The organism is Exiguobacterium sp. s34 (assembly GCF_018617435.1).
GTDB lineage: Bacteria > Bacillota > Bacilli > Exiguobacteriales > Exiguobacteriaceae > Exiguobacterium > Exiguobacterium aestuarii.
On sequence record NZ_JACSKE010000002.1, the window covers coordinates 76,900 to 103,763 of the forward strand.

30 protein-coding genes are annotated in these 26,864 nt (G+C 46.5%); 3 read left to right on the top strand and 27 right to left on the bottom strand.

Annotation, left to right across the window (positions count from 1 at the left end; all coding sequences use genetic code 11):
• Positions 1-2: 2 nt before the first annotated feature.
• The 15 genes from KNO87_RS04030 to prsW form a co-directional block, all read right to left on the bottom strand.
• The gene (locus KNO87_RS04030; protein WP_214794572.1) at positions 3-782 is read right to left on the bottom strand and encodes a CheR family methyltransferase; all 780 of its coding nucleotides are present in this window, start codon (positions 780-782) and stop codon (positions 3-5) included.
• A 100-nt stretch (positions 783-882) separates the two neighbouring features.
• On the bottom strand, positions 883-1,302 hold the full coding sequence (gene ndk, locus KNO87_RS04035) for a nucleoside-diphosphate kinase (protein ID WP_214691868.1): 420 nt from the start codon (positions 1,300-1,302) through the stop codon (positions 883-885).
• Positions 1,303-1,393: 91 nt separating this feature from the next.
• On the bottom strand, positions 1,394-2,356 hold the full coding sequence (locus KNO87_RS04040) for a polyprenyl synthetase family protein (protein ID WP_214793985.1): 963 nt from the start codon (positions 2,354-2,356) through the stop codon (positions 1,394-1,396).
• A gap of 3 nt (positions 2,357-2,359) precedes the next feature.
• Positions 2,360-3,061, bottom strand: coding sequence for a demethylmenaquinone methyltransferase (locus KNO87_RS04045; protein ID WP_214793988.1), 702 nt, complete (start codon positions 3,059-3,061; stop codon positions 2,360-2,362).
• Positions 3,062-3,081: 20 nt separating this feature from the next.
• Positions 3,082-3,654: a heptaprenyl diphosphate synthase component 1 gene (locus tag KNO87_RS04050; RefSeq protein ID WP_214788638.1), complete on the bottom strand. Its 573-nt coding sequence runs from the start codon at positions 3,652-3,654 to the stop codon at positions 3,082-3,084.
• A gap of 126 nt (positions 3,655-3,780) precedes the next feature.
• Positions 3,781-4,053: an HU family DNA-binding protein gene (locus KNO87_RS04055; protein ID WP_074034634.1), complete on the bottom strand. Its 273-nt coding sequence runs from the start codon at positions 4,051-4,053 to the stop codon at positions 3,781-3,783.
• Positions 4,054-4,162: 109 nt separating this feature from the next.
• Positions 4,163-4,873, bottom strand: a complete 711-nt coding sequence (locus tag KNO87_RS04060) for a hypothetical protein (protein WP_214793991.1) — start codon at positions 4,871-4,873, stop codon at positions 4,163-4,165.
• 3 nt (positions 4,874-4,876) lie between these two features.
• Complete coding sequence (locus tag KNO87_RS04065; RefSeq protein WP_214788644.1) at positions 4,877-5,077, bottom strand: DUF2768 domain-containing protein; 201 nt, start codon at positions 5,075-5,077, stop codon at positions 4,877-4,879.
• Positions 5,078-5,171: 94 nt separating this feature from the next.
• On the bottom strand, positions 5,172-6,197 hold the full coding sequence (locus KNO87_RS04070) for an NAD(P)H-dependent glycerol-3-phosphate dehydrogenase (RefSeq protein ID WP_214793994.1): 1,026 nt from the start codon (positions 6,195-6,197) through the stop codon (positions 5,172-5,174).
• A 17-nt stretch (positions 6,198-6,214) separates the two neighbouring features.
• Positions 6,215-7,525 (bottom strand): ribosome biogenesis GTPase Der, encoded by a 1,311-nt coding sequence (gene der / locus KNO87_RS04075; RefSeq protein WP_214788650.1) that lies wholly within the window; start codon positions 7,523-7,525, stop codon positions 6,215-6,217.
• A gap of 138 nt (positions 7,526-7,663) precedes the next feature.
• On the bottom strand, positions 7,664-8,812 hold the full coding sequence (gene rpsA / locus KNO87_RS04080) for a 30S ribosomal protein S1 (RefSeq protein WP_214793997.1): 1,149 nt from the start codon (positions 8,810-8,812) through the stop codon (positions 7,664-7,666).
• Between the two features lie 155 nt (positions 8,813-8,967).
• Complete coding sequence (locus tag KNO87_RS04085) at positions 8,968-9,591, bottom strand: lysophospholipid acyltransferase family protein (protein ID WP_214794000.1); 624 nt, start codon at positions 9,589-9,591, stop codon at positions 8,968-8,970.
• A complete protein-coding gene (gene cmk / locus KNO87_RS04090; protein WP_214794003.1) occupies positions 9,588-10,262 on the bottom strand; it encodes a (d)CMP kinase in 675 nt (224 codons plus the stop codon). Before cmk ends, KNO87_RS04085 begins: the two co-directional genes overlap by 4 nt.
• A gap of 74 nt (positions 10,263-10,336) precedes the next feature.
• Complete coding sequence (locus tag KNO87_RS04095) at positions 10,337-11,002, bottom strand: flagellar brake protein (RefSeq protein WP_214794006.1); 666 nt, start codon at positions 11,000-11,002, stop codon at positions 10,337-10,339.
• A gap of 14 nt (positions 11,003-11,016) precedes the next feature.
• Positions 11,017-11,673, bottom strand: a complete 657-nt coding sequence (gene prsW / locus KNO87_RS04100) for a glutamic-type intramembrane protease PrsW (RefSeq protein ID WP_214794009.1) — start codon at positions 11,671-11,673, stop codon at positions 11,017-11,019.
• A 107-nt stretch (positions 11,674-11,780) separates the two neighbouring features.
• On the opposite strand from prsW, the gene KNO87_RS04105 reads away from it, so the two are divergent.
• Positions 11,781-12,752 (top strand): asparaginase, encoded by a 972-nt coding sequence (locus KNO87_RS04105; RefSeq protein WP_214794012.1) that lies wholly within the window; start codon positions 11,781-11,783, stop codon positions 12,750-12,752.
• Positions 12,753-12,803: 51 nt separating this feature from the next.
• Entirely contained in the window at positions 12,804-13,784 is a 981-nt protein-coding gene (locus KNO87_RS04110; RefSeq protein WP_214794015.1) for a YpdA family putative bacillithiol disulfide reductase, read from the top strand.
• A gap of 41 nt (positions 13,785-13,825) precedes the next feature.
• Here the strand turns inward: KNO87_RS04110 and KNO87_RS04115 are convergent, their stop codons facing one another.
• From KNO87_RS04115 to KNO87_RS04145, 7 genes are all read right to left on the bottom strand, one after another.
• Positions 13,826-15,094, bottom strand: a complete 1,269-nt coding sequence (locus tag KNO87_RS04115; RefSeq protein ID WP_015881453.1) for a Glu/Leu/Phe/Val family dehydrogenase — start codon at positions 15,092-15,094, stop codon at positions 13,826-13,828.
• Between the two features lie 146 nt (positions 15,095-15,240).
• Positions 15,241-16,167: a D-alanine--D-alanine ligase gene (locus KNO87_RS04120; RefSeq protein ID WP_214788675.1), complete on the bottom strand. Its 927-nt coding sequence runs from the start codon at positions 16,165-16,167 to the stop codon at positions 15,241-15,243.
• Positions 16,168-16,264: 97 nt separating this feature from the next.
• Positions 16,265-16,843 carry an adaptor protein MecA gene (locus tag KNO87_RS04125; protein ID WP_214788678.1) on the bottom strand — a complete coding sequence of 193 codons (579 nt, stop codon included), beginning with the start codon at positions 16,841-16,843 and terminating at the stop codon, positions 16,265-16,267.
• A 60-nt stretch (positions 16,844-16,903) separates the two neighbouring features.
• Entirely contained in the window at positions 16,904-17,767 is an 864-nt protein-coding gene (locus tag KNO87_RS04130) for a MerR family transcriptional regulator (protein WP_214794018.1), read from the bottom strand.
• Between the two features lie 129 nt (positions 17,768-17,896).
• On the bottom strand, positions 17,897-18,097 hold the full coding sequence (locus KNO87_RS04135) for a hypothetical protein (protein ID WP_074034648.1): 201 nt from the start codon (positions 18,095-18,097) through the stop codon (positions 17,897-17,899).
• 41 nt (positions 18,098-18,138) lie between these two features.
• Positions 18,139-19,566 (bottom strand): RecQ family ATP-dependent DNA helicase, encoded by a 1,428-nt coding sequence (locus KNO87_RS04140; RefSeq protein WP_353047451.1) that lies wholly within the window; start codon positions 19,564-19,566, stop codon positions 18,139-18,141.
• Complete coding sequence (locus KNO87_RS04145; protein WP_214794024.1) at positions 19,550-20,572, bottom strand: YpbB family protein; 1,023 nt, start codon at positions 20,570-20,572, stop codon at positions 19,550-19,552. Before KNO87_RS04145 ends, KNO87_RS04140 begins: the two co-directional genes overlap by 17 nt.
• A gap of 142 nt (positions 20,573-20,714) precedes the next feature.
• On the opposite strand from KNO87_RS04145, the gene KNO87_RS04150 reads away from it, so the two are divergent.
• The gene (locus KNO87_RS04150; protein ID WP_214740203.1) at positions 20,715-20,963 is read left to right on the top strand and encodes a ferredoxin; all 249 of its coding nucleotides are present in this window, start codon (positions 20,715-20,717) and stop codon (positions 20,961-20,963) included.
• A 162-nt stretch (positions 20,964-21,125) separates the two neighbouring features.
• On the opposite strand, the gene KNO87_RS04155 is transcribed toward KNO87_RS04150, so the two are convergent.
• The 5 genes from KNO87_RS04155 to KNO87_RS04175 all read right to left on the bottom strand — a co-directional run bounded on the left by KNO87_RS04155 (position 21,126) and on the right by KNO87_RS04175 (position 26,671).
• On the bottom strand, positions 21,126-22,085 hold the full coding sequence (locus KNO87_RS04155) for an ABC transporter permease (RefSeq protein WP_214794027.1): 960 nt from the start codon (positions 22,083-22,085) through the stop codon (positions 21,126-21,128).
• Positions 22,082-23,146, bottom strand: a complete 1,065-nt coding sequence (locus KNO87_RS04160; protein ID WP_214788691.1) for an ABC transporter permease — start codon at positions 23,144-23,146, stop codon at positions 22,082-22,084. Before KNO87_RS04160 ends, KNO87_RS04155 begins: the two co-directional genes overlap by 4 nt.
• Positions 23,143-24,669 (bottom strand): ABC transporter ATP-binding protein, encoded by a 1,527-nt coding sequence (locus tag KNO87_RS04165; RefSeq protein WP_214794030.1) that lies wholly within the window; start codon positions 24,667-24,669, stop codon positions 23,143-23,145. Before KNO87_RS04165 ends, KNO87_RS04160 begins: the two co-directional genes overlap by 4 nt.
• 63 nt (positions 24,670-24,732) lie before the next feature.
• Positions 24,733-25,821: a BMP family lipoprotein gene (locus KNO87_RS04170; RefSeq protein ID WP_214789852.1), complete on the bottom strand. Its 1,089-nt coding sequence runs from the start codon at positions 25,819-25,821 to the stop codon at positions 24,733-24,735.
• Positions 25,822-25,951: 130 nt separating this feature from the next.
• Positions 25,952-26,671, bottom strand: coding sequence for a GntR family transcriptional regulator (locus KNO87_RS04175; RefSeq protein ID WP_074034655.1), 720 nt, complete (start codon positions 26,669-26,671; stop codon positions 25,952-25,954).
• Positions 26,672-26,864: the final 193 nt, after the last annotated feature.

A 26,864-nucleotide genomic window follows, 5' to 3' on the forward strand; every position in this document is an offset into this window, starting at 1 on the left:
CCTCATCCATCTATTTTTTCGTAAAAGAAACTTTGTTTCATCGCATACCCGTAACGCTTCGGCTGGAAGATTTGTTCCGTTCCACCGACGAATAAAACCCCTCCTGGGCGAAGTGCACGTTGAAACGAGGTATATACTTTTTCTTTTGCTTCTTCCGTGAAGTAAATCAATACGTTCCGACAGACAATTAAATCAAAGTTACGTTCATACACGTCTGCCAACAAATTATGTTTTTTGAACGATACCAGTTGTTTGATTTCATCTGAAATGAAATAATCGTCTCCACGACGCGTGAAGTAACGGTTTTTAAACTCATCTGGTAAGTCGATGAGTGCACGTTCGTGATACTTCCCTTGTTTCGCCTTTTCGATGACAATGTCATCTAAATCAGTGGCCATAATTGAAAATTGAGAAGGCGCTAGATGTTTGGACAATAACATGGCGAGAGAATAGGGTTCCTCTCCTGTCGAGCATGCTGCACTCCATACACGAAGTTTGCCTTGACCCGAACGAATCAAGTGAGGCAATATATCCTCCTCGAGCTGTTGCCATCGAATTGGATTACGGTAAAACTCACTCACGTTGATGGTCATCCGATCAAGGAACTCCTCATATAGCTGACGATCTGTGTCCATTGCCTTTAAATACTCTAGAAACGACGCATAACCCTTCTTCTCGCGCAAGGCGACCATCCGACGCTTCATTTGCGCCTCTTTATATAAATTCAAGTCAATTCCAGACTTGATATAAAACTTTTTTACGAAGATGGCATAATCATTCATCACCAATTTCAACCTCAATTCTCTCTCATTTCCTCTTTCTACTGACCACTTGGTTTTGAAGGGAACCAAAAAGGGACAGGTTTCCCCGTCCCTCGATTCGTCATGAAACGTGTGAGGCAACTCCTGCGAACCAAAGTGCCAATTCGCGTTCCGCGCTGTCCACACTATCAGAACCATGAATCACGTTTTGTGACATCGTCGATGCAAAATCACCACGAATTGTTCCTGGTTGTGCATCTAGTGGTTTTGTCTTCCCAATCATGAGACGAGAGACGGCGACGATGTCTTCCCCTTCCCATTCCATCGCGACGACCGGACCAGAAGTCAAAAACTCTACCAATTCACCAAAGAACGGTTTTTCTTTATGCTCTGCGTAGTGTGCCTCAGCGACCTCAACTGACGGAGTCACCATTTCGAGACGGTTCAACGTATATCCTTTGTTTTCAAAGCGTGAGATGATTTCCCCAATCAATCCACGTTTAACCCCATCCGGTTTAACCATTAAAAATGTCTTTTCCATTCCCCAAATCCCCCTAAGTCAATAAATGTGTACGATGTACGTATTTAGTGTACACGCTCCAGCACTTTTTTGAAAGGGGTTACATGGGCAATTACCATTTGCGCTTCCCGATATATTGTGCGATTTCAATCAACGATTGCTTGTCAGGGACATCCGGTAACCCATCAAGTCGATGAATAGCACGTTCGACGTATCGGTCAATTGTACGTTGGCTACGTTCTAACGTCCCATTTCGTTGCACTTCACGGACGAGTGACTTCGTCATATCCGTGTCTGTCGAGGCGTTCACCTGACGAAGACGTTCATAAAAAGTTGGGTCCTCTGATGAATAGAAAAGCGGTAATGTTTTATGACCGTGTCTTAAATCTTCTCCGACCGGTTTGCCGAGTTGGAAACTCTTAGCTGTAAAGTCTAGTAAATCATCCGTCATTTGGAATGCCATCCCGATGTCATATCCGAATAGACTTAGCTGTTTGACGACTTGAGGAGAAGCTCCTGAAATGACAGCGCCTGCTGCACAACTCGTTTCAATCAGAAGGGCAGTCTTTCGTGCTATCCGATCTAAATATCGCTTAGGCGACTGACCCCATTCGTATTGATCCTGAATTTGATTGATTTCACCGACACAAATCCGCTCCATCGTATCCGCCATGATTCGCATCACTTCGGGGGACTCGATTTCGGAGACGAGACGAATCGCCTCTCCAAATAGTGTATTTCCGGTATACATCGCAACGGTCTCATCATAACGCTCCATGACGGTCGGTTTCCCCCTACGGAGCATCGCATCATCGATGACATCGTCATGAACGAGTGATGCCATGTGAATCAATTCAAGACTTGAGGCAACTTTCGTCAAACGGATATCCTTCGTCTCACCGAATCCTGCGCTTAATAAAACAAATGCCGGTCGGATGCGTTTACCACCAGCATCAAGTAGTTGGCGAGATGCCGATTCAATAACAGGGTGGTCCGTCCTGACTCGACTAGATAGAAATTGATCAATTTGATCAATTTCTCGGTTCATATGACGATAAAGTCGCTTCAAAGACATGTTTCACCACTTCTTTCCTAGATGCATGGCACATGCACCTCCGGAGAATGTCTTTACTTCGACTTGTTCGAACCCGGCATCTTCAAACATACGTTTGAGCGTCAAACGGTCTGGGAACTGGTCGGTCGATTCTTGTAACCATTTGTATTGATCGTATGAACCGGCGAATACTTTACCGAATAAAGGCATGACTGTCCCAAAATAGAAGCGGTACAATTCTTTGAAAAGCGGTGCCGTCGGTTGACTCGTTTCAAGACAAACGACCGTCCCACCTGGTTTTAAGACGCGATGCATTTCACGTAAAACCGTCATGTAGTCCGGAACGTTTCGAAGTCCGAAGCCGATTGTGACGTAATCGAACGAATTGTCTCCAAACGGCAACGCCATCGCATTACCATGGAGTAACTCGATTGTCGGCAACGACTTCACTTTTTCTTCTCCCACTTTCAGCATGTTCTCTGAAAAGTCGAGACCTTTGACGACTCCTGTGTTTCCTGCAGCTTCCGCCAATTGAATTGTCCAGTCAGCTGTCCCGCAACAAACATCTAGACATTTAGCCCCCGGAAAGACGTTCATTTTCTTCATCGTTGTCCGTCGCCACCACTTGTGAAGTCGGAAGCTGATAATCGAGTTCATCGTATCGTAGCTCGGAGAAATGGACTGAAATACTTCGTATACTTTTTGCTCTTTTTCTATCGGTTGCAACGTGTAACATCCTTTCCGTTCTAAGCGACCGCGTGCGCGAGCAACTTCGTGAGCTGCTCCTTTTGGTCTTGTCTGAGCGCTGTCGCTTTCTTATCAATCATTCGTTTCCCACTTGTTGTCAAATAAGGTTGTTCGATCAGCTCGGAAAGTGTTTGAATCAATCCGACGTTCGCTTCGAGCCAAATGTTCATCGAGACGTTTTTCTCGAGCAGTAATGTACACTTCGCCGCATTGACGCGTTGTACAGACTGTCCGAATCGGTCACTATATGACGCTGGAAAAGCCGTCAAGATTTTATAAAACTGAGCCGAGGCAAAGTCACCTGCGAGCACTTTTAATTGGCGCTCTAGCGACCCTTTCGGACTGCTGTTCACTTGATCATGCAATTCGAGCGCTTGATGTGCGAAATAGGTTGCCATCACGAGTTGTCGATGCTCAATCGATTCCAAATCAATCATCTCGACCATCCAACGAAGCAACAGCATGTCGACCGTTGGGACAACCTCGTGTTTCGTCAAATAGGGATGATTCATACGTTGTTCGATTTGACGAGCAAGGTCTGTGACAACGAATTCATTTGTCAACTGTTCCATGCTATCCCCCCTCGTCCACTTCATTGTCATTCTGACATAGTATAGCACATTTTTGTCACATTCACGTCATTCGAACTCGCAAACCCAACAAAAAAAGCCGCCATTCGGCGACTTATGTATTGCAGATTACTTGACCGCATCTTTGAGCGCTTTACCTGCTTTGAATGCAGGAACTTTGCTCGCTGGGATTTCGATATCTTCTTTTGTACGTGGGTTGCGACCTTTACGGGCAGCACGCTCACGAACTTCAAAAGTACCAAAACCGATCAATTGAATTTTCTCACCGTTTTGGAGTGCTTCAGTGATAGATTCGAATGTAGCTTCTACAACTACTGTAGCTTCTTTTTTCGAAACGTTTGCTTTCTCCGCTACTGCTTGGATCAATTCAGTTTTGTTCATCACGATTCACCTCCTCTCACTAGGAGTTTACGGGATTAATCATATCGTACAAACGTTGATATGACAACATTTTTTGCATGATTTCACGACATTCACCTTCAAAACAAGCTCAGTTGTTTAAAAAAACGACTTCCCCTTGTTCATCTATTGTATAGCCTTGTGAATAAGCAGGGGCGAATGGAGCGTCTTCATACAGCAAATAACGAATGTCTTCGCCGATTACTGGCGACTCATCCGTATTTTGAAGCGCTTCCTTCACGTCTTCTCGATAGTCCACAAATAATTGTCCGGTGCCGTCCACATAGATCGGGAGCTCACGGTCCGAGTAAGGACTCGGGATAACCGGCTCCTCTGGGACAAAAAGTTTATCGTAGTCAAGCGTGAACTGATTCTTTCCGAGTGATCCATCGAACGGGAACTTCCCTTCTTTCGCTCGAAACGCGGTGATATTTGTTTGAAGTTGCTGTAGCCGTTCCGATACGCGTAAATCAATCAATTTGACGGTCGGTTCCGTTTCGACATCTACGAGAATGTATTGGAACAACCCACCGCCTTCGAAACTATTTGCAGGAGGGTCGGCTAGATATCCTGGTACGAGTCGGGCAAACTCGATTGGATAGCGTTCCATAAGTGGCGTTTCCGCAGGTTTTGTTTTGATTGGTAAGACGCCAGATTGTTCACGATATGCATCGACCGCACTTTGCACGGTGTTCAACTGATCCTCATATGGAATATTGTTGCCCCGTTCCGAATCCGGAAACATACATCCTGCCAACAAAGTCGTCAGCGCCAAGCTGACAGCAATGATACTTTTTTTCATGGTCTATCCTCCCGTCGGTCCTGAGACGACGACAAAAATCATAATAACTGTTCCAAATAAGAAAATGATGAACGCAATCAGGCGCACAAGCGTCGCAAACCATCCGGTCAGTTTCGTGTGACTGATGGCGACCATCAAAGCAGCAACGGCAAAAGCACCGATCCCTGCAAATGAAATCCACATTTTAATGAGTGACGGTGTCACGTCTATCCCCCTACTTTCTCTATGTTCTCCAGACTTCAAGTGTAGCAAAAAAAAGCGAGGAACTGAACGAAAACGTCAGTTCCTCCCTGAAGTATTATTCTTCAAAATGAAACACTTGTTCCATCTCATGCTTTTGTGGGCGTCTCATGAGTTTTTTCACTTCATCATGAGGACTCTTGCCTTCGAACAACACGTTATAGAGTGCTTCTGTGATTGGCATCTCGACTCCCGCCTCTTTCGCAAGAGAGTGTGCTGCCTCACAAGCGCGGACACCTTCAACGACCATTCCCATGTTTCCAAGAACGTCTTCAAGCTTTTCACCGCGTCCGATTGCATTTCCGGCCCGCCAGTTTCGGCTATGTTGTGACGTCGCCGTCACAATCAAGTCACCGATTCCAGTCAATCCTGAGAAAGAAGCTGGATTCGCTCCAAGTTTCACCCCAAGACGGGCGATTTCAACAATCCCGCGGGTCATGAGCGCAGCTTTCGCATTGTCCCCATAACCAAGCCCGTCGGTCATACCTGCCGCAAGGGCAATAATATTTTTAAGCGCCCCACCGTACTCGGCACCAACGACATCCGAGTTTAAGTAAACTCGGAATTGATCGTTAGTGAGTAGCTCCTGCACTTCGTCAGCGACATCAAGGTCCTCACAAGCGATTGTGATGGTCGTCGGTTTACGTACAGCGACTTCTTCTGCGTGAGTCGGACCGGTCAAGACACCGATTGCGCGACGCTTCGATGGATCGATTTCTTCCGCGATGATCTCCGAAAGACGCTTATGCGTTTTCGGTTCGATTCCTTTTGCGGCATGAACGATGGTGACCGGTTCCTTCAACAGCGTGTTCAACTGTTTTGAGACAGGGCGAATCGCAGAACTCGGCACGACGAGGAAGATGATGCTACGTCCGTCGAGTGCTTCGTTCAAATCCGTCGTGGCGCGAATCGATTCCGGTAACGGTGCATCTTTTAAATAAAACGAGTTCGTGTGCGACGAATTGATTTCATCCACGTGTTCTTGTTCACGTCCATAGAGCAGGACGTCATGACCATTGTCCGCTAATACGAGCGAGATGGCCGTTCCCCAACTTCCCGCTCCGATGACAGCTACGTTTGCCATAAGTGGCACCCCCGTTATTAGTTTTTCTGACGAGCCACGATATGAATCGGCGTCCCGGTGAAGTCAAATGCTTTACGAATTTGATTATCTAAATAACGTTTATACGAGAAATGCAACAACTCAGGGTCATTGACGAACAAGACGAACGTCGGCGGCTCGATCGCAACTTGAGTCGCGTAGTTGATCTTCAAGCGTTGCCCTTTATCGGTCGGTGTCGGGTTCATCGCGACCGCATCGACGATGACGTCGTTCAATACGCTCGTCGAGATGCGACGGCGATGTGTTTCTGCCACTTGTTTGATGACAGGCAATAATGTCTGCAACCGTTTCGACGTAAGTGCTGACAAGAAGACAATCGGTGCATAATCAAGGAATAAGAATTCTTGACGAATCTTCTCTTCCATCTTCTTCATCGTCTTATCATCTTTTTCGACTGCATCCCACTTGTTGACGACGATGACAATCGCTTTCCCGGCTTCATGCGCGAGACCGGCAACACGTTTATCTTGTTCGATAATCCCTTCCTCACCGTCGAGGACGACGAGGACGACGTTCGAACGTTCGATTGCCTTTTGAGCGCGCATGACGCTATATCGTTCCGTCGATTCATAAACTTTTCCGCGTTTACGCATACCTGCCGTATCGATGATGACGTACTCTTGACCGTCACGTGTGAACGGTGTATCAATCGCGTCACGCGTCGTTCCGGCGATATTCGAGACGATGACACGGTCTTCTCCAAGAATCGAGTTCGTCAAACTAGACTTCCCGACGTTCGGGCGCCCGATTAACGAGAACTGAATGACATCTTCGTTATATTCAAATTCATCCTTTTCAGGGGCGAGTTCGAATACTTGATCCAACAAGTCTCCAAGACCCAAACCGTGTGTACCCGAGATTGGGAACGGGTCACCGAATCCGAGTGAATAAAATTCATACATGAGATCTCGCATTTCAAAGTTATCCACTTTGTTGACGGCAAGAACGATTGGTTTGTTCGAACGGAACAACAAGTTCGCTACTTCTTCATCAGCTGCCGTGATCCCTTCACGACCGTTCACCATAAAGATGATGACATCTGCTTCATCGATGGCGAGTTCAGCCTGATGACGCATTTGAACGAGCAACGGCTCGTCCCCTACTTCAATCCCACCTGTATCAATCAAATGGAACTTACGGTTTAACCACTCTCCTGTGCCGTAAATACGGTCACGTGTGACACCCGGTTTATCATCGACGATCGAGACACGATCTCCGATGATGCGGTTAAAAATTGTGGATTTCCCGATATTCGGACGGCCAACGATGGCCACTGCTGGAATTCCCATAAAAACACCTCACTAATCTTTCTATCAAAATTTCATCATTTCAACATTTCGAAACGCAACTCACCTATCATATCACAGGCAAAATTAAGTGACCATACAAAAAGAAGCGGGAGCATGACTCCCGCTTGAACGATCATCTTATTTAGAGTCGTCCGAAGAGTCATCACCTGTCAATTCAGAGACAGAGAATCCTCCTTGGTCGCTATATTCGTCGAGTAATGCTTGATCATCATCTTGACGAGTCGGTTCAGATGATTCGAGTGCACGCATCGACAATGAGATTTTCTTATCATCGAGATGAACGTCTAACACTTTCACCTTCACTTCTTGACCTTCTGATAACACTTCAGATGGCGTCGCGATGTGACGGTTCGCAATTTGCGAAATATGAAGGAGACCTTCCACTTGCGGTGCAACCTCAACGAACGCACCGAACGTCACGAGACGTTTGACGGTTCCTTCGATCACATCACCTGGTTGAATCTGCCCTTCAATCGTCTCCCATGGGCCAGGCTGTGTTTCTTTAATTGAGAGCTTCACTTTTTCATTATCTAAGTCGAGACCAAGGACTTTCACTTTGACGCGGTCGCCTTCAGTCACAACATCACTTGGCTTCTCGACACGGCTATGCGCCATTTCTGAGATGTGGACGAGTCCATCCACTCCACCGATGTCAACGAACGCACCGAAGTCTGTCAAACGTTGAACCGTTCCTTCGATTACTTGACCGACTTCAAGTGATTCAAGCGTCTCAGATTTCTTCGCGCTCATCTCTGCTTCGACAACTGCTTTATGTGACAAGATGACGCGATTTTTCTCGCGATCGATCTCGACGACTTTTACGGTAATTGGTTTGTTCAAGTATGACGAGAAGTCTTCTACGAAGTGACTTTCGACAAGAGATGCCGGGATAAATCCACGGATTCCAATATCGACGACAAGACCACCTTTGACCTTATCTTTCACCATCACTTCAAACACTTCACCCGATTCGAATTTTTCGACGATTCGATCCCATGCTGCCTCGGCATCAACGTCTTTTTTCGAAACGACCACTTCTTCGTCCGTGACTTTTTTAACTTTGACACGAATCTCGTCGTTCACTTGGAGTGATTCGTTTAAATCGTCTAGATGCATGCTTGATACTTCGCTAATTGGCAAAATCGCTTCGGTCTTATAACCGATATCGATCAGCGCTTGCTTGTCCTCGATTTTGACGACTGTTCCGGTCACAATCTGACCACGATTAATTTCAAAATCAGGCATATCTTTCATTTCTTCGACCATTCCAACACTACCCCCTCACGATGAGTACAAAAAGGAGCGCCATGAGGCGCTTACACCTAGTATAAATCTCTTATAATTCCGAGAATTTGTCAAGGCGTTATGAAGATTGTACCTCTATTGAAAGAAGTTTAAACCTCAATTCCCGAGTCCCGTGATTACTTCGTGAATGAATGTGTCAAATAAAGGTCGGCGATCGTATCCATGATTAAGTCGGCCGCCTCTTGTGCGCTCGCCTTACGTTCTTTCAAAGGAGTCAAATCAATCGGCTTCCCAATCACGACACGCAATTTCGTACGGAACTTATATTTACCAATGATGGCAATCGGTAAAATATGCGCATCCGAACGCATCGCAAAGAAACCAACGCCAGCTTGAGCCTTTCCTAATGTCCCGTCTTTAGAACGTGTACCTTCAGGAAAAATCGAAATGACCTCTTCTTCTTTCAGCTTTTGAAGAACGACTCGTAGCGCCTGACGGTCACCTTCCCCTCGTGATACCGGAATCTGTCCCGCTCGGTTCAAAATATGCTTCAGTACGGGAACACTAAATAATTCCTTTTTAGCAAAGAATCGCAATGGACGCTCTTTTGGAATCGCACATGCAAGAAGGACCGGGTCCCAGTTTGACTGGTGATTCGAACAAACGAGGATTGACCCATCTTTCGGGACATGCTCGCGTCCGATGAACTCGACACGGAACGATATACGTTGGATGATGTTGACGACGCCTCTCGCCATCCGATACATTCCAAACGGACCATTGTTCAACGGCTTACTCATGCTTTCACCTCTTCAATTAATCGTTCAATCGCTAAGACGACCCCATCAATGGACAACGTCGTCGTATCAAGATAATGGGCATCCTCCGCTTGACGGAGAGGAGCGACTTCGCGTTCTGAATCTCGTTTGTCGCGAAGGGCGATCTCTTCTTTCAATTGCTCGTAATCGCTAGGGATTCCTTTTGATACGTTTTCCTCGTGACGGCGGCGTGCTCGTTCTTCGACAGAAGCGGTCATGAATACTTTCAAATCAGCGTTCGGTAACACGTGCGTGCCGATATCGCGTCCATCCATGACGACACCGCCATGTTTTGCTAAATCGCGTTGTAAATCCATCAACGCATCCCGCACTTCCGGTTGACGTGCGACAAAACTGACATTATTCGTCACTTCACTCGAGCGAATGACGTCAGTCACTTCCTCGTCACCATCAAATACACGTTGTCCTTCGTCCGACGGAACGAGACGGATTGACATGTTCTCAATCATCTTCGCAAGAGCTGGACCATCTTCAAGGTTAACCCCTTCGTTTAACGCACGGTATGTGACCGCTCGATAGATCGCTCCTGTGTCAATATAGACATAGCCTAATTGTTTCGCCAGCGATTTGGCGATTGTACTTTTCCCGGCACCAGCCGGTCCATCTAAAGCAATTTGTAACGATGTTTTCATACAAAACGGGTATCGAGTGCGCCCGATACCCTCCTCCTCTCGGTCTATAATCCCGAGAACATCATAACAGTTTTTTATCTTGAAGAAAATACAGACCCTGTCCGTTTACGAGCTTCGAGTTGAACGCGGAAGCAGTATCGTAAAATCGTTTCTTGGTCACGAGGCGTCAAATCCTCAAAAGCTAAAGAAAGTTCTTGCTTCACTTCTTGCTTATGTATCCGTACGAGTCGACTCTTCACTCGAAAGAGCTTTGGTGACCCCTGCTCGTCTTCAATTCGGAAAACGACGATGAGCGATTCATCCACTTCAATCGGGACACGATTCGCAATGATTTTCATTCCGCCAGCTGATACGTCAAGCGACGTCGTCTCGAATGATTCGAAGTCCGCCCCGTCAGCCGCAACGACTGTCACGTCAATCATTTCAGGGACGCGCAAATATTCCCGCCGTTGAATCCGTTTGATCTTTTTCTCATCCGGCATTTTGAACGCATAGCGAATCGTCATCTGCGCATCGCTGATTCGTTTCACAACTTTCGTATCGAATGCAAACAATTGGTTATCCCCTTTAAAGAAGTAGACTCGCATCTCCTCCTCTTCATGTAAAAAGAACGTTTTGAGCGTCGTCATGTCACTCGGAGATTCGATCCAAACCACTTGGTCCACGATGGCAGCAATTTTAGTTTTCCCCTCGTTGCGTCCTTCTACTTCAATTCTTAATTCTTGTCCTTCTTTCAGCATTAGCATGTTCCCCTTTATTTAAATTGACGACGATTGGACAGGTTGGCAGCTCGAACGAGTAATAGAGCCACCATCCATAAAATGACGATATAGAGCACGGCTGGCAACTTATGATCCGGTTCTAAAATTAAAATCAAATCAAACGTCCCATGGATGACCGTCGCAGAGAAGATCGCCATAAACAGCCACACCCGCTCACGTGCCGAATGTTTGGCTCGTCCCAAACAATAACCCATGACGACCGCAAACAATGCATGCCCGCTCACCGGCAAGATGGCCCGCCAAATGGCGATTTCTAATGAATCGTACACCCATAAGTATAAAAAATTCTCCAACGTCGCGAAGCCTAATGAGCAGGCGACCGCATAGAGAATCCCGTCGTAGTAATCATCAAAGACTTTATGTATATATATTGTATAATAAATCATAAACCATTTAAAAAACTCTTCGAGTAAGGCAGTGGTGACATATGCCTGCCAAAACGGCCCAGTCAGCACCCCTTCTTCAACGAACGCATATTGGATAAACATGATCGGGAAAACGAGAACGGCCCCGGCCACGAAAGAACGAATCACATATCCGAGCGGTTCTGCTTCCAATTCATGGCGAAGATAGAAGTAGGAAAGAAGGGCAAGCCCTGGTGCAACCGCAGACAAGGCGATTGCGATCATGACGCATCTCTCCTTTCTCTCATTAGCATACACTGAATTGTCTGAAAGAAAAAGTGTAGAACGCCTAGAAAATGGAAATATCCTTAAAAAATATTAGGAGGTCATTTATGAATCATTTATTACTCATTCACACAGGCGGTACGATCGCCATGTCTCAATCTGGCACAGGTCACGTCGAACCAAGCGATGTGAACCCGATTGATGCCACACTTCCGAAAGCGACGGACATCGCAAAAATCACGACAAAGCATTTTTCAAATATCCCATCTCCACATATGACACCAGATAAAATGCTTGAACTGGCTCAATTCATTCAACATGAATTGACACAAGACACGTATGACGGGGTCGTGATTACGCACGGAACCGATACACTAGAAGAGACGGCATATTTCTTACAGATCACGCTCGGCGCACCAGTCCCGATCGTATTGACAGGAGCAATGCGTTCCTCGAACGAGGTCGGATCCGACGGAGAATTCAATTTGATCACTGCTCTTCGAGTCGCGAAAAGCGAGGCGGCTCGCGGAAAAGGTGTTCTCGTCGTGTTCAATGGAGAGATTCACTCGGCATTCAACGTCACAAAAACACACACATCATCCGTTGATACATTTAAGTCGGTTCATTTTGGAAATGTGGGTATGGTCACAAAGGACCACGTACTCATCTATAGTCAACCGGCGACAAGACAGCCCAAAATGATTCCGTCCATCTCAAAACGGGTAGCAGTGTTAAAAGTCGTTGCAGGAATGGAGCCTGATTTGCTTGAATCTGTGATGACACTCGGATACGACGGACTCGTCCTCGAAGTGTTAGGACAAGGTAATGTCCCTCCGACACTTTTGCCAGCTCTCGAGCGCTTAGTAGAGGAAATCCCCGTCGTGATTGTCAGTCGTTGCTTTAACGGAATCGTCCAAGACGTATATGGGTATGACGGTGGTGGGAAACAATTAAAAGAGATGGGCATCATATTCTCGAACGGGTTAAATTCGCAAAAAGCTCGCTTGCGGTTACTCGTAGAACTCGAATCCGGGTCTTCTCAATCCGTCATGGAGCATAGCTTTAGCTTCCAGCAATAACCTTGCGCTTCTGCGCCCCCTTCCCTACAATGAGCAAAGAGGTGATTTTCAGTGAATAAACAAGCGATAATTGTGGGTGCTGGACCATGTGGTCTATCAGCGGCCATCGAGTTAGAGAAGATTGGGGTTTCTTGTACCGTAATTGAACGAGGAAATATCGTGGATGCGATTTATCGCTATCCGACCCATCAAACGTTCTTTTCATCTGCGAGTCTGTTAGAAATCGGGGATATTCCTTTTATATGTAAAGATCTAAAACCTCGGCGACAAGACGCACTCGTCTACTATCGCGAAGTCGTCACTCGTACCGGACTAAACGTCTATCCGTTCGAGACCGTCGAATCAGTTGAAAAAATCGATGACCGTTTCATCGTGACGTCAAGACATGAGCGTCGTGGGGAAACCGTCCGCGAGGCGGATTATGTGATCTTAGCCACAGGGTATTATGGACGCCCTCGTCTGCTCGACGTGCCTGGTGAAGAGTTGCCACACGTACACCATTATTTCCACGAGGCCCATCCATACTATCGACAACATGTCACCATCATCGGTGGGAAGAACTCCGCTGTCGATGCGGCAATCGAACTCGAGAAGGCCGGCGCATATGTAACGGTGCTTTATCGCGGCGACTCGTATAGTCCTTCCGTGAAGCCGTGGGTTCTTCCTAACTTCGATTCACTCGTCCGACATGAGAAAGTTCGAATGGAGTTTGAGGCGACGATTGATCGAATTACCGAAGACGGTGTCCATTACCATCAGCATGGAGAAGAAAAACACGTCTATGCCGATCACGTTTTCGCGATGACCGGATATCAGCCAGACCATCATCTTTTCGAAAATGCTGGAATCACGATCGATGACGAGAGCGGTGTCCCGACATTTGATGAGGAAACGTTCGAAACGAATGTCGAACATCTGTTCATCGCCGGCGTCGTCGCTGCCGGGAACGATGCGAATAAGATTTTTATCGAGAACGGTCGATTCCACGGGAAAGCCATCGCAGATACGATCACAAACCGTATTAAAGTATAAAAAAAGTTCGGTCAACACGTGTTGACCGAACTTTTTTTTATTTAGACCCAACCACGGAAGCGTGACGCTTCCGCCATCTTACGAACACCGACCATATAAGCCGCGAGACGCATATCGACCTTGCGGGCTGAAGAAGTATTGTAAACCGTATTGAACGAATGAACGAGTACTTTTTCAAGTTTTTCCTCGACTTCTTCTTCCGTCCAATAGTAACCTTGGTTGTTTTGTACCCACTCGAAGTACGAAACCGTGACGCCACCACTCGATGCCAACACGTCTGGCACGAGAAGAATTCCGCGTTCTGTCAAAATCTTCGTCGCTTCGTTCGTCGTCGGACCGTTCGCCGCCTCCACTACGATGGACGCTTTAATGGCATCGGCGTTATCTTCCGTGATTTGATTCTCGATGGCAGCTGGCACGAGAATGTCACAGTCGAGTTCTAACATCTCTTTATTCGAGATCGTGTTTTTGAAGAGCGTCGAAATCGTACCGAATGAATCGCGACGGTCTAACAAGTAAGGGATGTCCAAACCGTTCTCATCATGGATGGCACCGTAAGCGTCACTGACCGCGATCACTTTCGCTCCCGCATCGTACATAAACTTCGAAAGGAAACTACCCGCGTTTCCGAACCCTTGAACAACGACACGTGCACCTTTTAGCTCGATACCACGGCGTAGTGCCGCTTCTCGAATCATGATGGCCACACCTTTCGCCGTCGCTGTCTCGCGACCGTGTGAGCCTCCAAGAACAAGTGGTTTACCTGTGATGAATCCTGGTGAGTTGAATTCATCGATTCGGCTATACTCATCCATCATCCAAGCCATGATCTGCGAGTTCGTGAACACGTCTGGAGCTGGGATGTCTTTTGTCGGTCCTACGATCTGACTGATCGCTCGCACGTAGCCACGGCTCAATCGTTCGATTTCACGGAAACTCATCTCACGTGGGTCACAGACGATTCCGCCCTTACCACCACCATAAGGCAAGTCGACAATCCCCGCTTTTAAGCTCATCCATACAGATAGTGCTTTAACTTCTACCTCAGTTACGCTCGGGTGGAACCGAATTCCCCCTTTTGTCGGTCCGACCGCATCGTTATGTTGAGCGCGATAACCCGTAAAGATTTTTGTCGAGCCATCATCCATGCGAACTGGGATCCGAACGGTCAGCATGCGAAGCGGTTCTTTCAACAACTCGTACATCTCGTCTGGATAGCCGAGCTTATCTAATGCTTCGTGAATTACCTCTTGTGTCGATTCCAAGATGTTTTTTCGTTTTTGATGACCTTTTTCTTGATCCGTAATCATGAAGGTTTCCTCCCCTAAATTGTCAATTCTCCCCCAAGAATTAACCTCGTATTCGTTTAAAAGTATAGCCGATACGCGCTCAATTTGAAAGGGTTTTACAAAAATAATGAAAGCGTTTTCTTTAAGTGTGGAATGATACAGATGTCTTACTTCGACTCGCGTTCGAGCGCGAGCTCGATAAAGCGGTCTAATAGCTCACCGTAAGAAATCCCGACTGTTTTCGCGCTGTCCGGGAACAAGCTTAACGGCGTCATCCCAGGTAACGTGTTTGTTTCTAAAATGTACGCCTCTCCTGCTTCGGATACGAGGAAATCAGAACGCGAGTATCCTGAACATCCGAGCGCGCGATGCGCCATGACAGCCGCCTGTTGCACTTCTGTCGTCAATTCATCCGAAATTTCAGCAGGACATACGTGAATCGAACCACCTTCTGTATACTTCGACTCGTAGTCGTAAAATTCATTTTTCGGAATGATCTCAATGACCGGAAGGGCTTGTTCTTTTCCAAAATTCCCGATAACCGGTACAGTCAGTTCTTTCCCCTTAATGTATTGCTCGACTAAAACCGCTGAATCACATAGAAATGCCTTCTCAATGCCAGCACGCAACATCTTTTCGTCCATTGCGATCGTCAAACCGTTTGACGAACCTTCTTGGGCAGGCTTGACGACACATGGGAACTCATTTCCCCACTCGGCTATTTTCTCATCAATCGAATCAACAGATTCAATCAGCACGTCGCGCGCCACACGGATGCCCGATGCCGCGAAGATGATTTTCGCTCTTGCCTTGTCCATCGCAAGAGCCGATGCCAATACACCTGAACCTGTGTATGGGATCCCCGCCATTTCAAGTAATGATTGAACACGGCCATCTTCGCCGTATTTCCCATGTAACGCACTGACGACGACATCGACGTTTAACGTCAACAACTCGTTCGCGCGTTCTGGATGAAAATCGATTGCCGTGACTTCATGACCACGTTCCGTCAATGCCTCAATCATCCCTTGTCCGCTTGTGAGGGATACCTCACGCTCTCCTGACACTCCACCATACAATACAGCGACCTTCATTCCAATCTCTCCTTCAACTAACTACTGAAAATTCATGTCTAATCATAACACGGGCATCTTAAAAACAATAGGAACAGAAAAGTAAAAAAAGCCGTACTTATGCGAATGCATCGTACAGCTCTTTCACAGCATGTTCAGTTTGAATCGTCTTTCCGTATTCCATCATGACGTACGGACTGACCGTAGTCGTCTTTCCGTATTCGGACAAAATGGCGGCGAGTCGTTCTTCCACTTTCTCAGGAAGCACTTCCACGAAGTGAAGATAGTATCGACCCTCATAATGATAAAGTGCCCCACCTTGTTCGGTTTCATGTATATGTGGAAACAATCGAATCGAAGCGTTAATCACATCTTCGAGGTCATCGAACTGGTAAATCAAATGATGGATGACGTCGATTGTCAGGCGAATCTCAACTTGTTCGAGATCAAGCTCTGCAATGGCTTCACCTTTTTGAACGTCAATGACGAGGCCATCTCGAGGAAACATCGTCACATTCAAATCAACCGCGCCTTGCGGAGAGAATCCGTACTCACTTTCTGCTGTCTCAAGCAATTCTTTCCACAGCTGTTGACCGTTTTCCCCCACGATCGTATCGATGGCGATTCCACGTAATGTAAGCTCATTCGCAGTCACATATACACGAAGATGTTCTTTTGTTTGTTTTTCAAATCTCAATCGAAAACCTCCAGTGAATATTCAATCCTACTAATAAGCTACTCCCGTTTTAATCCCGTGTCAAATAGTTGATAACCATTTCGTCCACTCTTCTGGTGTATCGCCAAGAAATGCATCTTCGAACCGATCACGTTCGAGGCTAACCGCATATCCACCGGCCCCAATCTTCAGTTCAGGATGCTCTTCTTGGATATAGCCCATCGCCTCGATTAACTGAGGAATGTGATCCGTCAATGTGCACGCAAAAATGAGGCAGGATGCATCGATGTCATGCAGCGCCTTGCTCAAGTCTTCTTTCGGGAATCCAGCTCCCAAAAAGATGACGTCGTATCCATATTGACGCAAGTAAAGTGTGACAAATAGAAGTCCGATTTCATGCATCTCACCGGGTGCACAGACACAAGTGACTCGCGGAAGGAACGGATTCATTGGCATTTGAAGTGACAATGTAGATAGACGAGCCCGTAAAAAAGCTGTCGCAAAATGTTCATGGGCGATTGTAATCGACCCTTGCTCCCATTGAGAGCCGATATCCATCAGAAGCGGTCCAATGATGTCTTTCGTCACCTTTTCAAAGCTAAACGTATTAAAAGCACGATTGATCAAATCATGTGCGGTCCGCTCATCAAAGGAAAGCAACGCCTGAAGCAAGCCGTCCTTTAATTCCTCATCGTAAAGCTTGGCAGACGTCGGTTCCGGTTCAGGTGCCTGATGGAGCTGTTGAATCGCTTGTGAGACGGATAACCCTTCTCTTTGCTTCTCTACCACCCATTTGATTTTTTCGACATCTTGATCTGAATACAGGCGGTGACCTGATTCGGTCCGGCTCGGTACGATAAATTGGTATCGACGTTCCCAGGCACGAATGGTCGTTGGATTGACACCGGTCAACGTCGCCACGGTCTTAATGGAGTATTTCGGCATCTCCGCCCTCCTCTCCTATTCGTTCTATGACATAAGTATATCCTCAATTGAAAAGGTTTACCCCTTTTATTGTGCAATCCAGTATTTTTCAAAAATAAAAAAAGGCGCGAACATCGTCCGCACCTCACCTTAAAATATGGCATCTCGCCCGATATATATGAAAATGAGAATAATCGCTAACATGGCGAAGGTCAATGTCATCGCCAACGGGCGCTTCATCAAGTTATCGTTCAACTTTCTCTTCCGTTCATGTTCTTGCCTCTCCGATCGAGACGGCAACGTATCCGCCAACTGCTCGCGTAAAGAATCTGCCTGATTCCGATGTCGCAACGTATGCCCTCCTTTACCTTTTTTATCATTTTACTATGATATTATTCAAAGGAAAAGATTTGCGTCAACCGTATTTTCCATTCTGTCACATTTTTTCGGACGATTCGTGTTGTCTCCGGAAACTCAATCGCCCCACATTGGTCACAACATTCTTCTTGGTCGATTGTCGACTCCGAAAAATAGCGAAGCAAATAATCACGTCGGCAGGTACGGATGAGTGCATAATCCATCATCTGTCCGAGTTGACGATATCGATCACGTCTTCTTTCTTTTACCCAATCGAGCGCCTCTTGAAGCGAACGTTCAGACAACAACTGTTTCAAAAGTAAGAACTTCGGATCTTCTTCGTTCATCCGCAATATACGAGATAACTGCGAAACCGACGTGGCGTTCTCGCGTTCAAAATACGCCAAACGGATGTCTTCGTCTTTCGGATATTGACCGTCAATCAAAAATTGTTGGATGCGCTCGTCTCCGTCTGCATAGAGGAGGACAGCAAACGCCGGCTCTCCATCACGACCCGCTCGTCCAATCTCTTGCATATATGCTTCGACCGTTGCAGGTATTTGAAAATGGATGACGGAGCGGACGTTGTCTTTGTTTACCCCCATCCCGAATGCACTCGTACACACCATGACCGACACTTCGTTCCGTAAAAATTGAGATTGCACGAGTCGTCGGTCTTCTGTCGACATTCCACCGTGATAAAATAACGCATCATCTAGTTCAAACGCCAATGCTTCCGCTTCTCGACGGGTCGCCGTATAGACGACAGCCGGTTTCGGAACGTCTCGCACCAATTCTTTTAATCGTTCAAGTTTCTTTTCTTTTTCGAGCCGTTCGACCATCAATCGAATTTCCGGTCGATTCGCAGAATGAACGAACTGCTCAGGTGAAAAGAGTGCCAGTTTTTCAACGATGTCTTGCTTCACGCTTTCAGGTGCGGTCGCTGTGACCGCCATGCATTGCGGGCTTCCGATTTGTTTACGCAATTCCCCTAATCGGGCATACTCCGGTCTAAACTCATGACCCCATTGGGAGATACAATGCGCCTCGTCAATGACGAGCATTTGAATCTTGACGTTCGAGAGTGCTCGTGTGACATATGGCACTGCCAACTGCTCAGGTGATAAATATAGAAAGCGATAGCGTTTCAAGTGATTGATGATCTCTTGCTTTTCTTCTGCTGATTCCATCGACGTCAATCGTGCGACACCTCGTTCTCCACGTTCTCGAATGTGAAGCATTTGGTCTTCAATCAAAGAGAGCAGTGGTGAGACGATGACCGTCAATCCTCCGTTCTTGATATATGAGGGGAGTTGAAACGTCAACGACTTTCCTGCCCCTGTCGGCATGACTGCCAATACATCCTGACCCTCTACAACGGAATGGATGATTTCATGCTGACCTGGGCGGAACGTATCATACCCGAACACACGCTTCAATGTCGATTCATACAAATGTCTCACCTCGTTTCAGTCTTGCGAACACAAGACGTATTTGAAAGTAGCTAACGTTTCCCATCTCTTCAAATATCGGTTTCAACGCCCAACTGTTCGGATGTCGAAGTCTCGCGATCGTGACAATTTCTTCGGCCGGGACGAACTGATCGAGGGGAAAGATGTCTAAGTACATCGCCATCTCTACCACATGATCTTCAATCGTACTCGTCCGTAGTCTACGTTGTGACTGAACTTGTTGGAACGAATACCCTTTCAAAAAGAGTTCGTATGATTCCCGTGCCGAATAGGTCATCTGCTCTGTCGACAATCCATACGTAAATCCTCGTAACTTCGCATCTTCCGGTAACGCTATCAACAACTCATTCCATCCGGCCAAAAAATAGAGTCGAGCCGTCTCGGCATCCACATCGAGTAGGCTAGCAATTTGTTCATAAGTCAGACCGGTTTCAAATGCTCCCGTGAATCGATAGACGACCGCCGTCGCATATGGATCTCCGATTTTTTCGAGCGCAATCTCGATTTCGTGATGAAACGATTGCATCAGCACTTTCCAATCTCGGTCGAGTTGCAATAATCGCTTTACCCACTGTTCTGCAGGTCGATCGGCTTGGACTGGATAAAATGTTCGTTCATGTTCCTTAGACATAAACGTCTGTACGAAAAGGCTAAGCCGTTTCCATGTCGTCGCGTTAAAATCACGGCGCTCCCCACCTAATCGATTGAACAAATCCTCTACAGCTTCAGGGGATGCCAACATGTCTCCCGCTTCTGTCAGTTTAAACTGTTTGCGGTCTAACCATCCCCGCTTCTCAAGTCCTTTCAATAAGGACTCATATGCATACGTTGTTTGCGGAAACTGTCCAAAAACAGGTTCTAGTTCATAAAAGAACGCGTCTTGTAACGTTGTCGCCGAACGCTTTCCATTTAAGACATGGAATAGGCTGCGTTCACTTCGTTCTCCGTTTAATCGCTTAATGGCCAGCAGTAAAACTCCGTCTGCTAAATGAACCAAGTCGTCACATCCTTAAAAAAATCATTATCCTACCAAAAAGACACTCGTTTCCTCATTGAAATAATTGGGTATGTAGACTACAATTACTCGTAGACAGTAGATTGATTTCTAAGAGAAACGAACCGTTTGGAGGGTTATTATCATGGCAAAATTTACTATCGTCGATAAAGATACATGTATCGCATGCGGAGCTTGTGGTGCAGCAGCACCAGATATTTACGATTACGATGATGAAGGTCTCGCATTCAACTTGATGGATGACAACACAGGTACTGTTGAAATTCCTGATGAGTTATACGAAGACATGATGGATGCATTCGAAGGATGCCCAACCGATTCAATCAAAGTGGCAGACGAATCGTTCGAAGGCGATGCATTGAAGTTTGAATAATCCAAGAAAGACATATTGGTCATTTTGACCGATATGTCTTTTTTCATTTTCACTTCTCCACCGTACTCCAATCATGACAGCTCTAGCCAAGTATAACAAAAAAGGTTGTTTGGCTTAAGCACCAAACAACCTTTCTAAAATGGACATATGTCCTATTCCAGATTAGCGTTTTCCTTTAATATATGGAATACCGACTGACTTCGGTGCATCCGCACGACCAACGAGTCCAGCGAGCGCAAGAATCGTGAGCGCATATGGTGCAATCAAGAGGAGAAGCTGTGGCACGTTATTGATGACCGGCAAGTTGCTTCCGATAATCGAAAGTGCTTGAGCGAATCCGAAGAATAATCCGGCACCGAGTGCGCCGAGCGGATTCCACTTCCCGAAGATCATCGCGGCAATCGCCAAGAACCCTTGACCAACAATCGTTGTTCCGCTGAAGTTTGTCGTAACCGTAACGGCATATACCGCTCCGGCAAGGCCACCAAATGCACCAGAGAGCATGACGCCCATGAAGCGCATTTTTGTGACGTTGATTCCCATCGTATCGGCCGCCATCGGATGTTCCCCGACTGAGCGAAGACGTAGTCCGAACGGCGTCTTGAAGATGACGAACCAGACGACAAACGCTAATGCGATGGCAACAAATGACGTATATTGAACGTTAATGAAGAACATTTTTAGAACAGGAATATCTGACAAAAATGGTACGTTCTCTTTCGCAATACGATACTCGATAAAGTCAGTTTGACCTTTATTATAAAGCACACGTACAACGAAAATCGCGAGACCAATCGCAAGCATGTTAATCGCTACTCCAAGAACCGTCTGGTCCGCACGCCATAGGATGGCCGGAACAGCTAAGAAGAGAGAGAATAACGCTCCAACTACCATCGCAACGATCAAGGAAATCCATGGGCTAAACGCACCGGCTCCTAAGTCTGTCAACGTGAGCGTTGTGATGATTCCTGTTGCGGCACCGATGATCATAATTCCTTCGAGTGCGATGTTGACGACACCCGAGCGTTCACTGAAAATCCCACCAAGCGCTGCGATAATGAGTGGAGTCGCATAGGCGAGTGCAACCGGTACGACGATATAGAGGACTTCTAAGAAGCTCATTTTTTCTCCACTCCTTTCTTACGATTTCCTTTAAGTTTCTCAATAACATAGTTGATGGCATAACCAGATGCCACAAAGATAACGATTGCTGCGATGATGACTTTGACGAGTTCAGACGGTACGTTCGCACCAAGTTGCATCGCCAATCCACCGATGTTCAATCCAGCAAAGAGAATCGCTGCAAGAATGACACCAACCGCTGTGTTTGCACCGAGGAGGGCTACGGCAATCCCGTCAAATCCAACACCTGTGAACGATGCCGAGAGCGTCATACTACCGAACGTCCCGAGACCTTCCATCGCGCCGGCGAGACCTGCGAACATCCCTGAGATGACAAACGAAAGGACGATGTTACGGTCAACGCTCATCCCTGCGTACTGAGAAGCATGTTTGTTGAACCCGACAGCACGTAACTCGTAACCGAGCGTCGTACGTTGAAGAATGTAGTAGTATACAATCGCTGCGAGCACCGCAACGAGGACACCCCAGTGAAGACGTGAGTACGTCGTCAACTCTTGTAACCATGGTGACGCAAGCGATGCCGATTCGTTGATTGAGTCTGTACGTTCGTTCGTCACACCGATGACGCTACGCAAAATCGCGTTCGTCGTGTAAAGCGCGATATAGTTCATCATGATTGATGTGATAACTTCGTGTACGTAAAACTTCGCTTTTAAGAAACCAGGAACGAAAGCCCAGATTGCGGCTGCGACCATCGCTGCAAGAAGTGCAAGCGGTAAATGGATAAACATCGGCAAATCGAAGTTGATCCCTACATAAACGGCTGCTACCCATCCAATCAATACTTGGCCTTCTACCCCGATGTTAAATAGCCCGGTCCGGAATGCAAAGGCAACCGCAAGACCCGAGAAGATAAGTGGTGCTGCTGCACGTAACGTCTCCCCGATGGCATACGGGCTTCCAAACATCCCTTCAAACAAGGAGATAAAGCCTTGAACAGGGTCGTACCCACCAATCAACATAACGATGGCTCCGACGAGAAGTCCTAAAATGATGGATAGGAATGGAATGAGAAGTTGGTTTAAACTTAATTTTTTCATTCTGTGTCGTCCCCTCTCTGACCGCCGGCCATCAAGAAGCCAAGTTCTTGTTCCGTCGTCTCTTTCGGATCACGAATTCCTACGATTTTTCCTTCATAAAGAACGGCGATACGGTCGGATACGTGTAAAATCTCATCAAGTTCGAACGAGATGAGCAAGACAGCACGGCCCTTTTCACGTTCTTTAACGAGTTGTTCGTGAATAAATTCAATCGCACCGACATCTAGACCGCGCGTTGGTTGTGCTGCGATGAGTAAATCAGGCGAGCGATCGACCTCACGGGCGATAATTGCTTTCTGCTGGTTACCACCAGAAAGGGCACGCGCTGGCACATCGATGGATGGAGTTCGGACGTCAAACTTCTCAATCAACGCCTTCGCTTTCTCTGCCACGGCTTTATAATTCATAAGACCCCGTTTCGAGAAAGGTTCTTTATAGTACGTTTGAAGAACCATGTTGTCACGAATCGAGTAGTCAAGAACAAGCCCATGCTTATGACGGTCTTGTGGAATATGTCCGATGCCAGCTTCCGTCATTTTACGAGGTGTGTGCCCCGTCACATCTTTTCCATTGAGTAAAACTTTACCGGATTCTGGCTTTTTAAGCCCAGAGATTGCTTCAATCAGTTCCGTCTGACCGTTACCGTCAATTCCTGCAATCCCGAGTACTTCTCCAGCACGAATCTGTAAGTCTAATCCTTCAACGACTTTCAAACCACGACTGTCTTTGACGACAAGTCCTTGAACGTCAAGGACAACTTGTTGTGGATCGGCTTTCGAATACTCCGCATCGAAATTGACTTCTCGCCCGACCATCATTTCAGCAAGACTGTCTTCGTTAACGGTTTCGTCGACTTCAACCGTTCCGATATAACGTCCGCGGCGAATGACCGTACAACGGTCTGCGACTTGCATAATTTCCTTCAGCTTGTGCGTGATCAAGATGATCGACTTACCTTCAGCAATCAGACGTTTCATAATTTGAATAAGTTCTTGAATCTCTTGTGGTGTCAACACTGCCGTCGGTTCATCAAAGATCAAAATATCCGCCCCGCGATAGAGCGTCTTCAAGATTTCTACACGCTGTTGCATACCGACTGAAATATCTTCAATCTTCGCGTCTGGATCAATCTTAAGTCCATACTGTTCTGAAATATCCATGACCTTTTTACGGGCTGTCGCACGGTCAATCGTTACACCGCTCTTTGGCTCAAGTCCGAGGATGATGTTCTCTGTGACCGTGAATTTTTCAACAAGCATAAAGTGTTGGTGGACCATCCCGATCCCAAGTTCGTTGGCGATGTTCGGGTTTTCAATATCCACTTTTTTTCCGTGCACACGAATCTCTCCGCCTTCAGGCTGATAGAGACCGAATAACACGTTCATGAGCGTCGACTTCCCCGCTCCGTTCTCTCCGAGAAGCGCATGGATTTCCCCTTTGCGCAATTGGAGTGTGATATTGTCGTTCGCAACGAACGTACCGAACTCTTTGCGAATATTTAGCATTTCAATTACATATTCCAAGGAAGTTCACCCCTAACTTTAAGTAAAGGGAGACCACATGGGTCCCCCCTTCACTCAAATGAATTATTTTACGTTTTTCATGAACTCTTCGAACTCAGCGTCAGTTGCTGGTGCAGTAAGTTCTCCGTCAACCAATTGTGTACGGTATTCTTCAACTTTATCGAGAATCTCTTTTGAAACGTGCTTATCAGAAGTTTCTGCGATGCCGACGCCGTCATCTTTCAAACCGAACTCGATGATTTCGCCACCTGGGAATTCTCCGTCCATCGTTTGTTTCGATACGTCATAAGTAGCTGTATCTACACGTTTGACCATTGACGTAAGTGTAACGTCTTCTGGAAGACCTTCTTCATACTGGTCACGGTCAACCCCGATTACCCAAACTTCTTCGCCGTTCTTCTTACGGTTTTTCGCTTCTGTGAATACCCCTACACCTGTACCACCAGCTGCGTGATAGATGATGTCCGATCCAGAACCGTACATACCTGAAGCGATTGCAGTTCCTTTTTCAGCCGAGTTGAAGTCTTCTGCATACTTCACGTCGATTGTTGCTTCTGGGTTTACAGCCATGACACCCGCTTTAAATCCATTTTCAAACTTTTTGATCAAGTCTGATTCTACTCCACCGATGAAACCAACTTTATCAGTTGTCGTTGAGAGACCGGCAATGACACCAACGAGGAATGAACCTTCTTGCTCTTTGAACGTGATCGATGCAACGTTTGGAGCATCAACAACCATATCGACGATTGCGAAGTTGTTGTCAGGGAACTGCTCTGCAACTTTTTGTACGTCTTCAGCCATCAAGAAGCCGATTCCGTAGATCAAGTTGAAGTTATCACGAGCCAATTGTTGCAAGTTTGGCTGGTAGTCCGCTTGCTTAGCTGATTGAAGATATTTGTATCCTTCGTTTTCAGTCAAGTCGTTGTCTTGACCGAACTTTGTGAGACCTTCCCAAGCAGATTGGTTGAATGATTTGTCATCAACACCGCCAGTATCTGTAACCATCGCTACTTTGAAGTCGCCGCCTTCTCCGCCTTCACCGTTTGAAGATGAGCCACCTTCGTTGTCATCGCCACCGCATGCTGCGAGTACTGTAGAGAGTGTGAGTCCTGCTGCTAAAGCTGAGAGAATCGTTTTCTTTTTGTTCATCATCGTCGTGTTTCCCCTTTCGGTTCATAACAAATTTTGTTGTCATGTTATCAGTAGTCTTTACACCGGTATAAGAAAGCGCTTTCACGCTGTTCCCCAAAAATAACTCTTCCGTTCATAAACTGTTCGGTTACACTCGTTTACGTACGACATGGAAGTCGAATCGATCAGCTCGGAAAAAGTTGGCCGAATCGAGTAATGGTAAATCACTCTCATCGTAATGCAATTGTTTTAATGCGAGTAACGGTTGGTCCGTCTGAAGTTGTGACGATATTTCAGAGCTGACACTCGGTTCGATGTGCGTGATTGCATATGCGACTCGACGTCCTACCTCTTTTTCGAGAGAGTCAAACAACGACTTCCCTTCGGTCAATGCCTCAGGATTTGAGACGAGATGGGCCGGCACTTTGTCGACACAATAAACGACCGGTGTGTCATCCGCATATCGAATTCGAACGATTCGATAAATCGGTGAGTTCGGCTCAATCTTGAGACGCTCGGCTTCTCTCTCTGTTGCCAACACTTTCTCGGCCACCAACACTTTCGTTCCTGGTGTCATTTTTGCACGTGTGATCATATCAGTAACACTGAATAATTCCTCGATCCCTGATGTGAATGGCGGTTTAGAACTAATAAACGTCCCTACCCCATGTTTTCGCACGACAAATTTCTCATCTTCGAGAATTCTTAGCGCTTCACGAAGTGTCGCTCGACTGACTCCGAGTTGCTTCGAAAGCTCAAACTCTGAAGGTAATTTCTCACCTTCACGATAGACACCAGCGTCGATATCTTGCTTAATTTTCTCAATCACTCGAAGATAGAGCAATCGATGATCGAGCTTAATCGACATTGGCCTCACCACCTTTAATTTACTTACCAGTGCTCAGACATCTGACGTATGAATGTCCTTGCCAATATTAAGTATAGGGATTCGAGAATTAGAACGCAATACTTTTTGTTCGGAATCAAGGAAATATTTTAAAAAACCATCTCGAACCGTACCTCTGAGTCCATTTTACTCTTTTCGATTCAGTTTGAAAAAC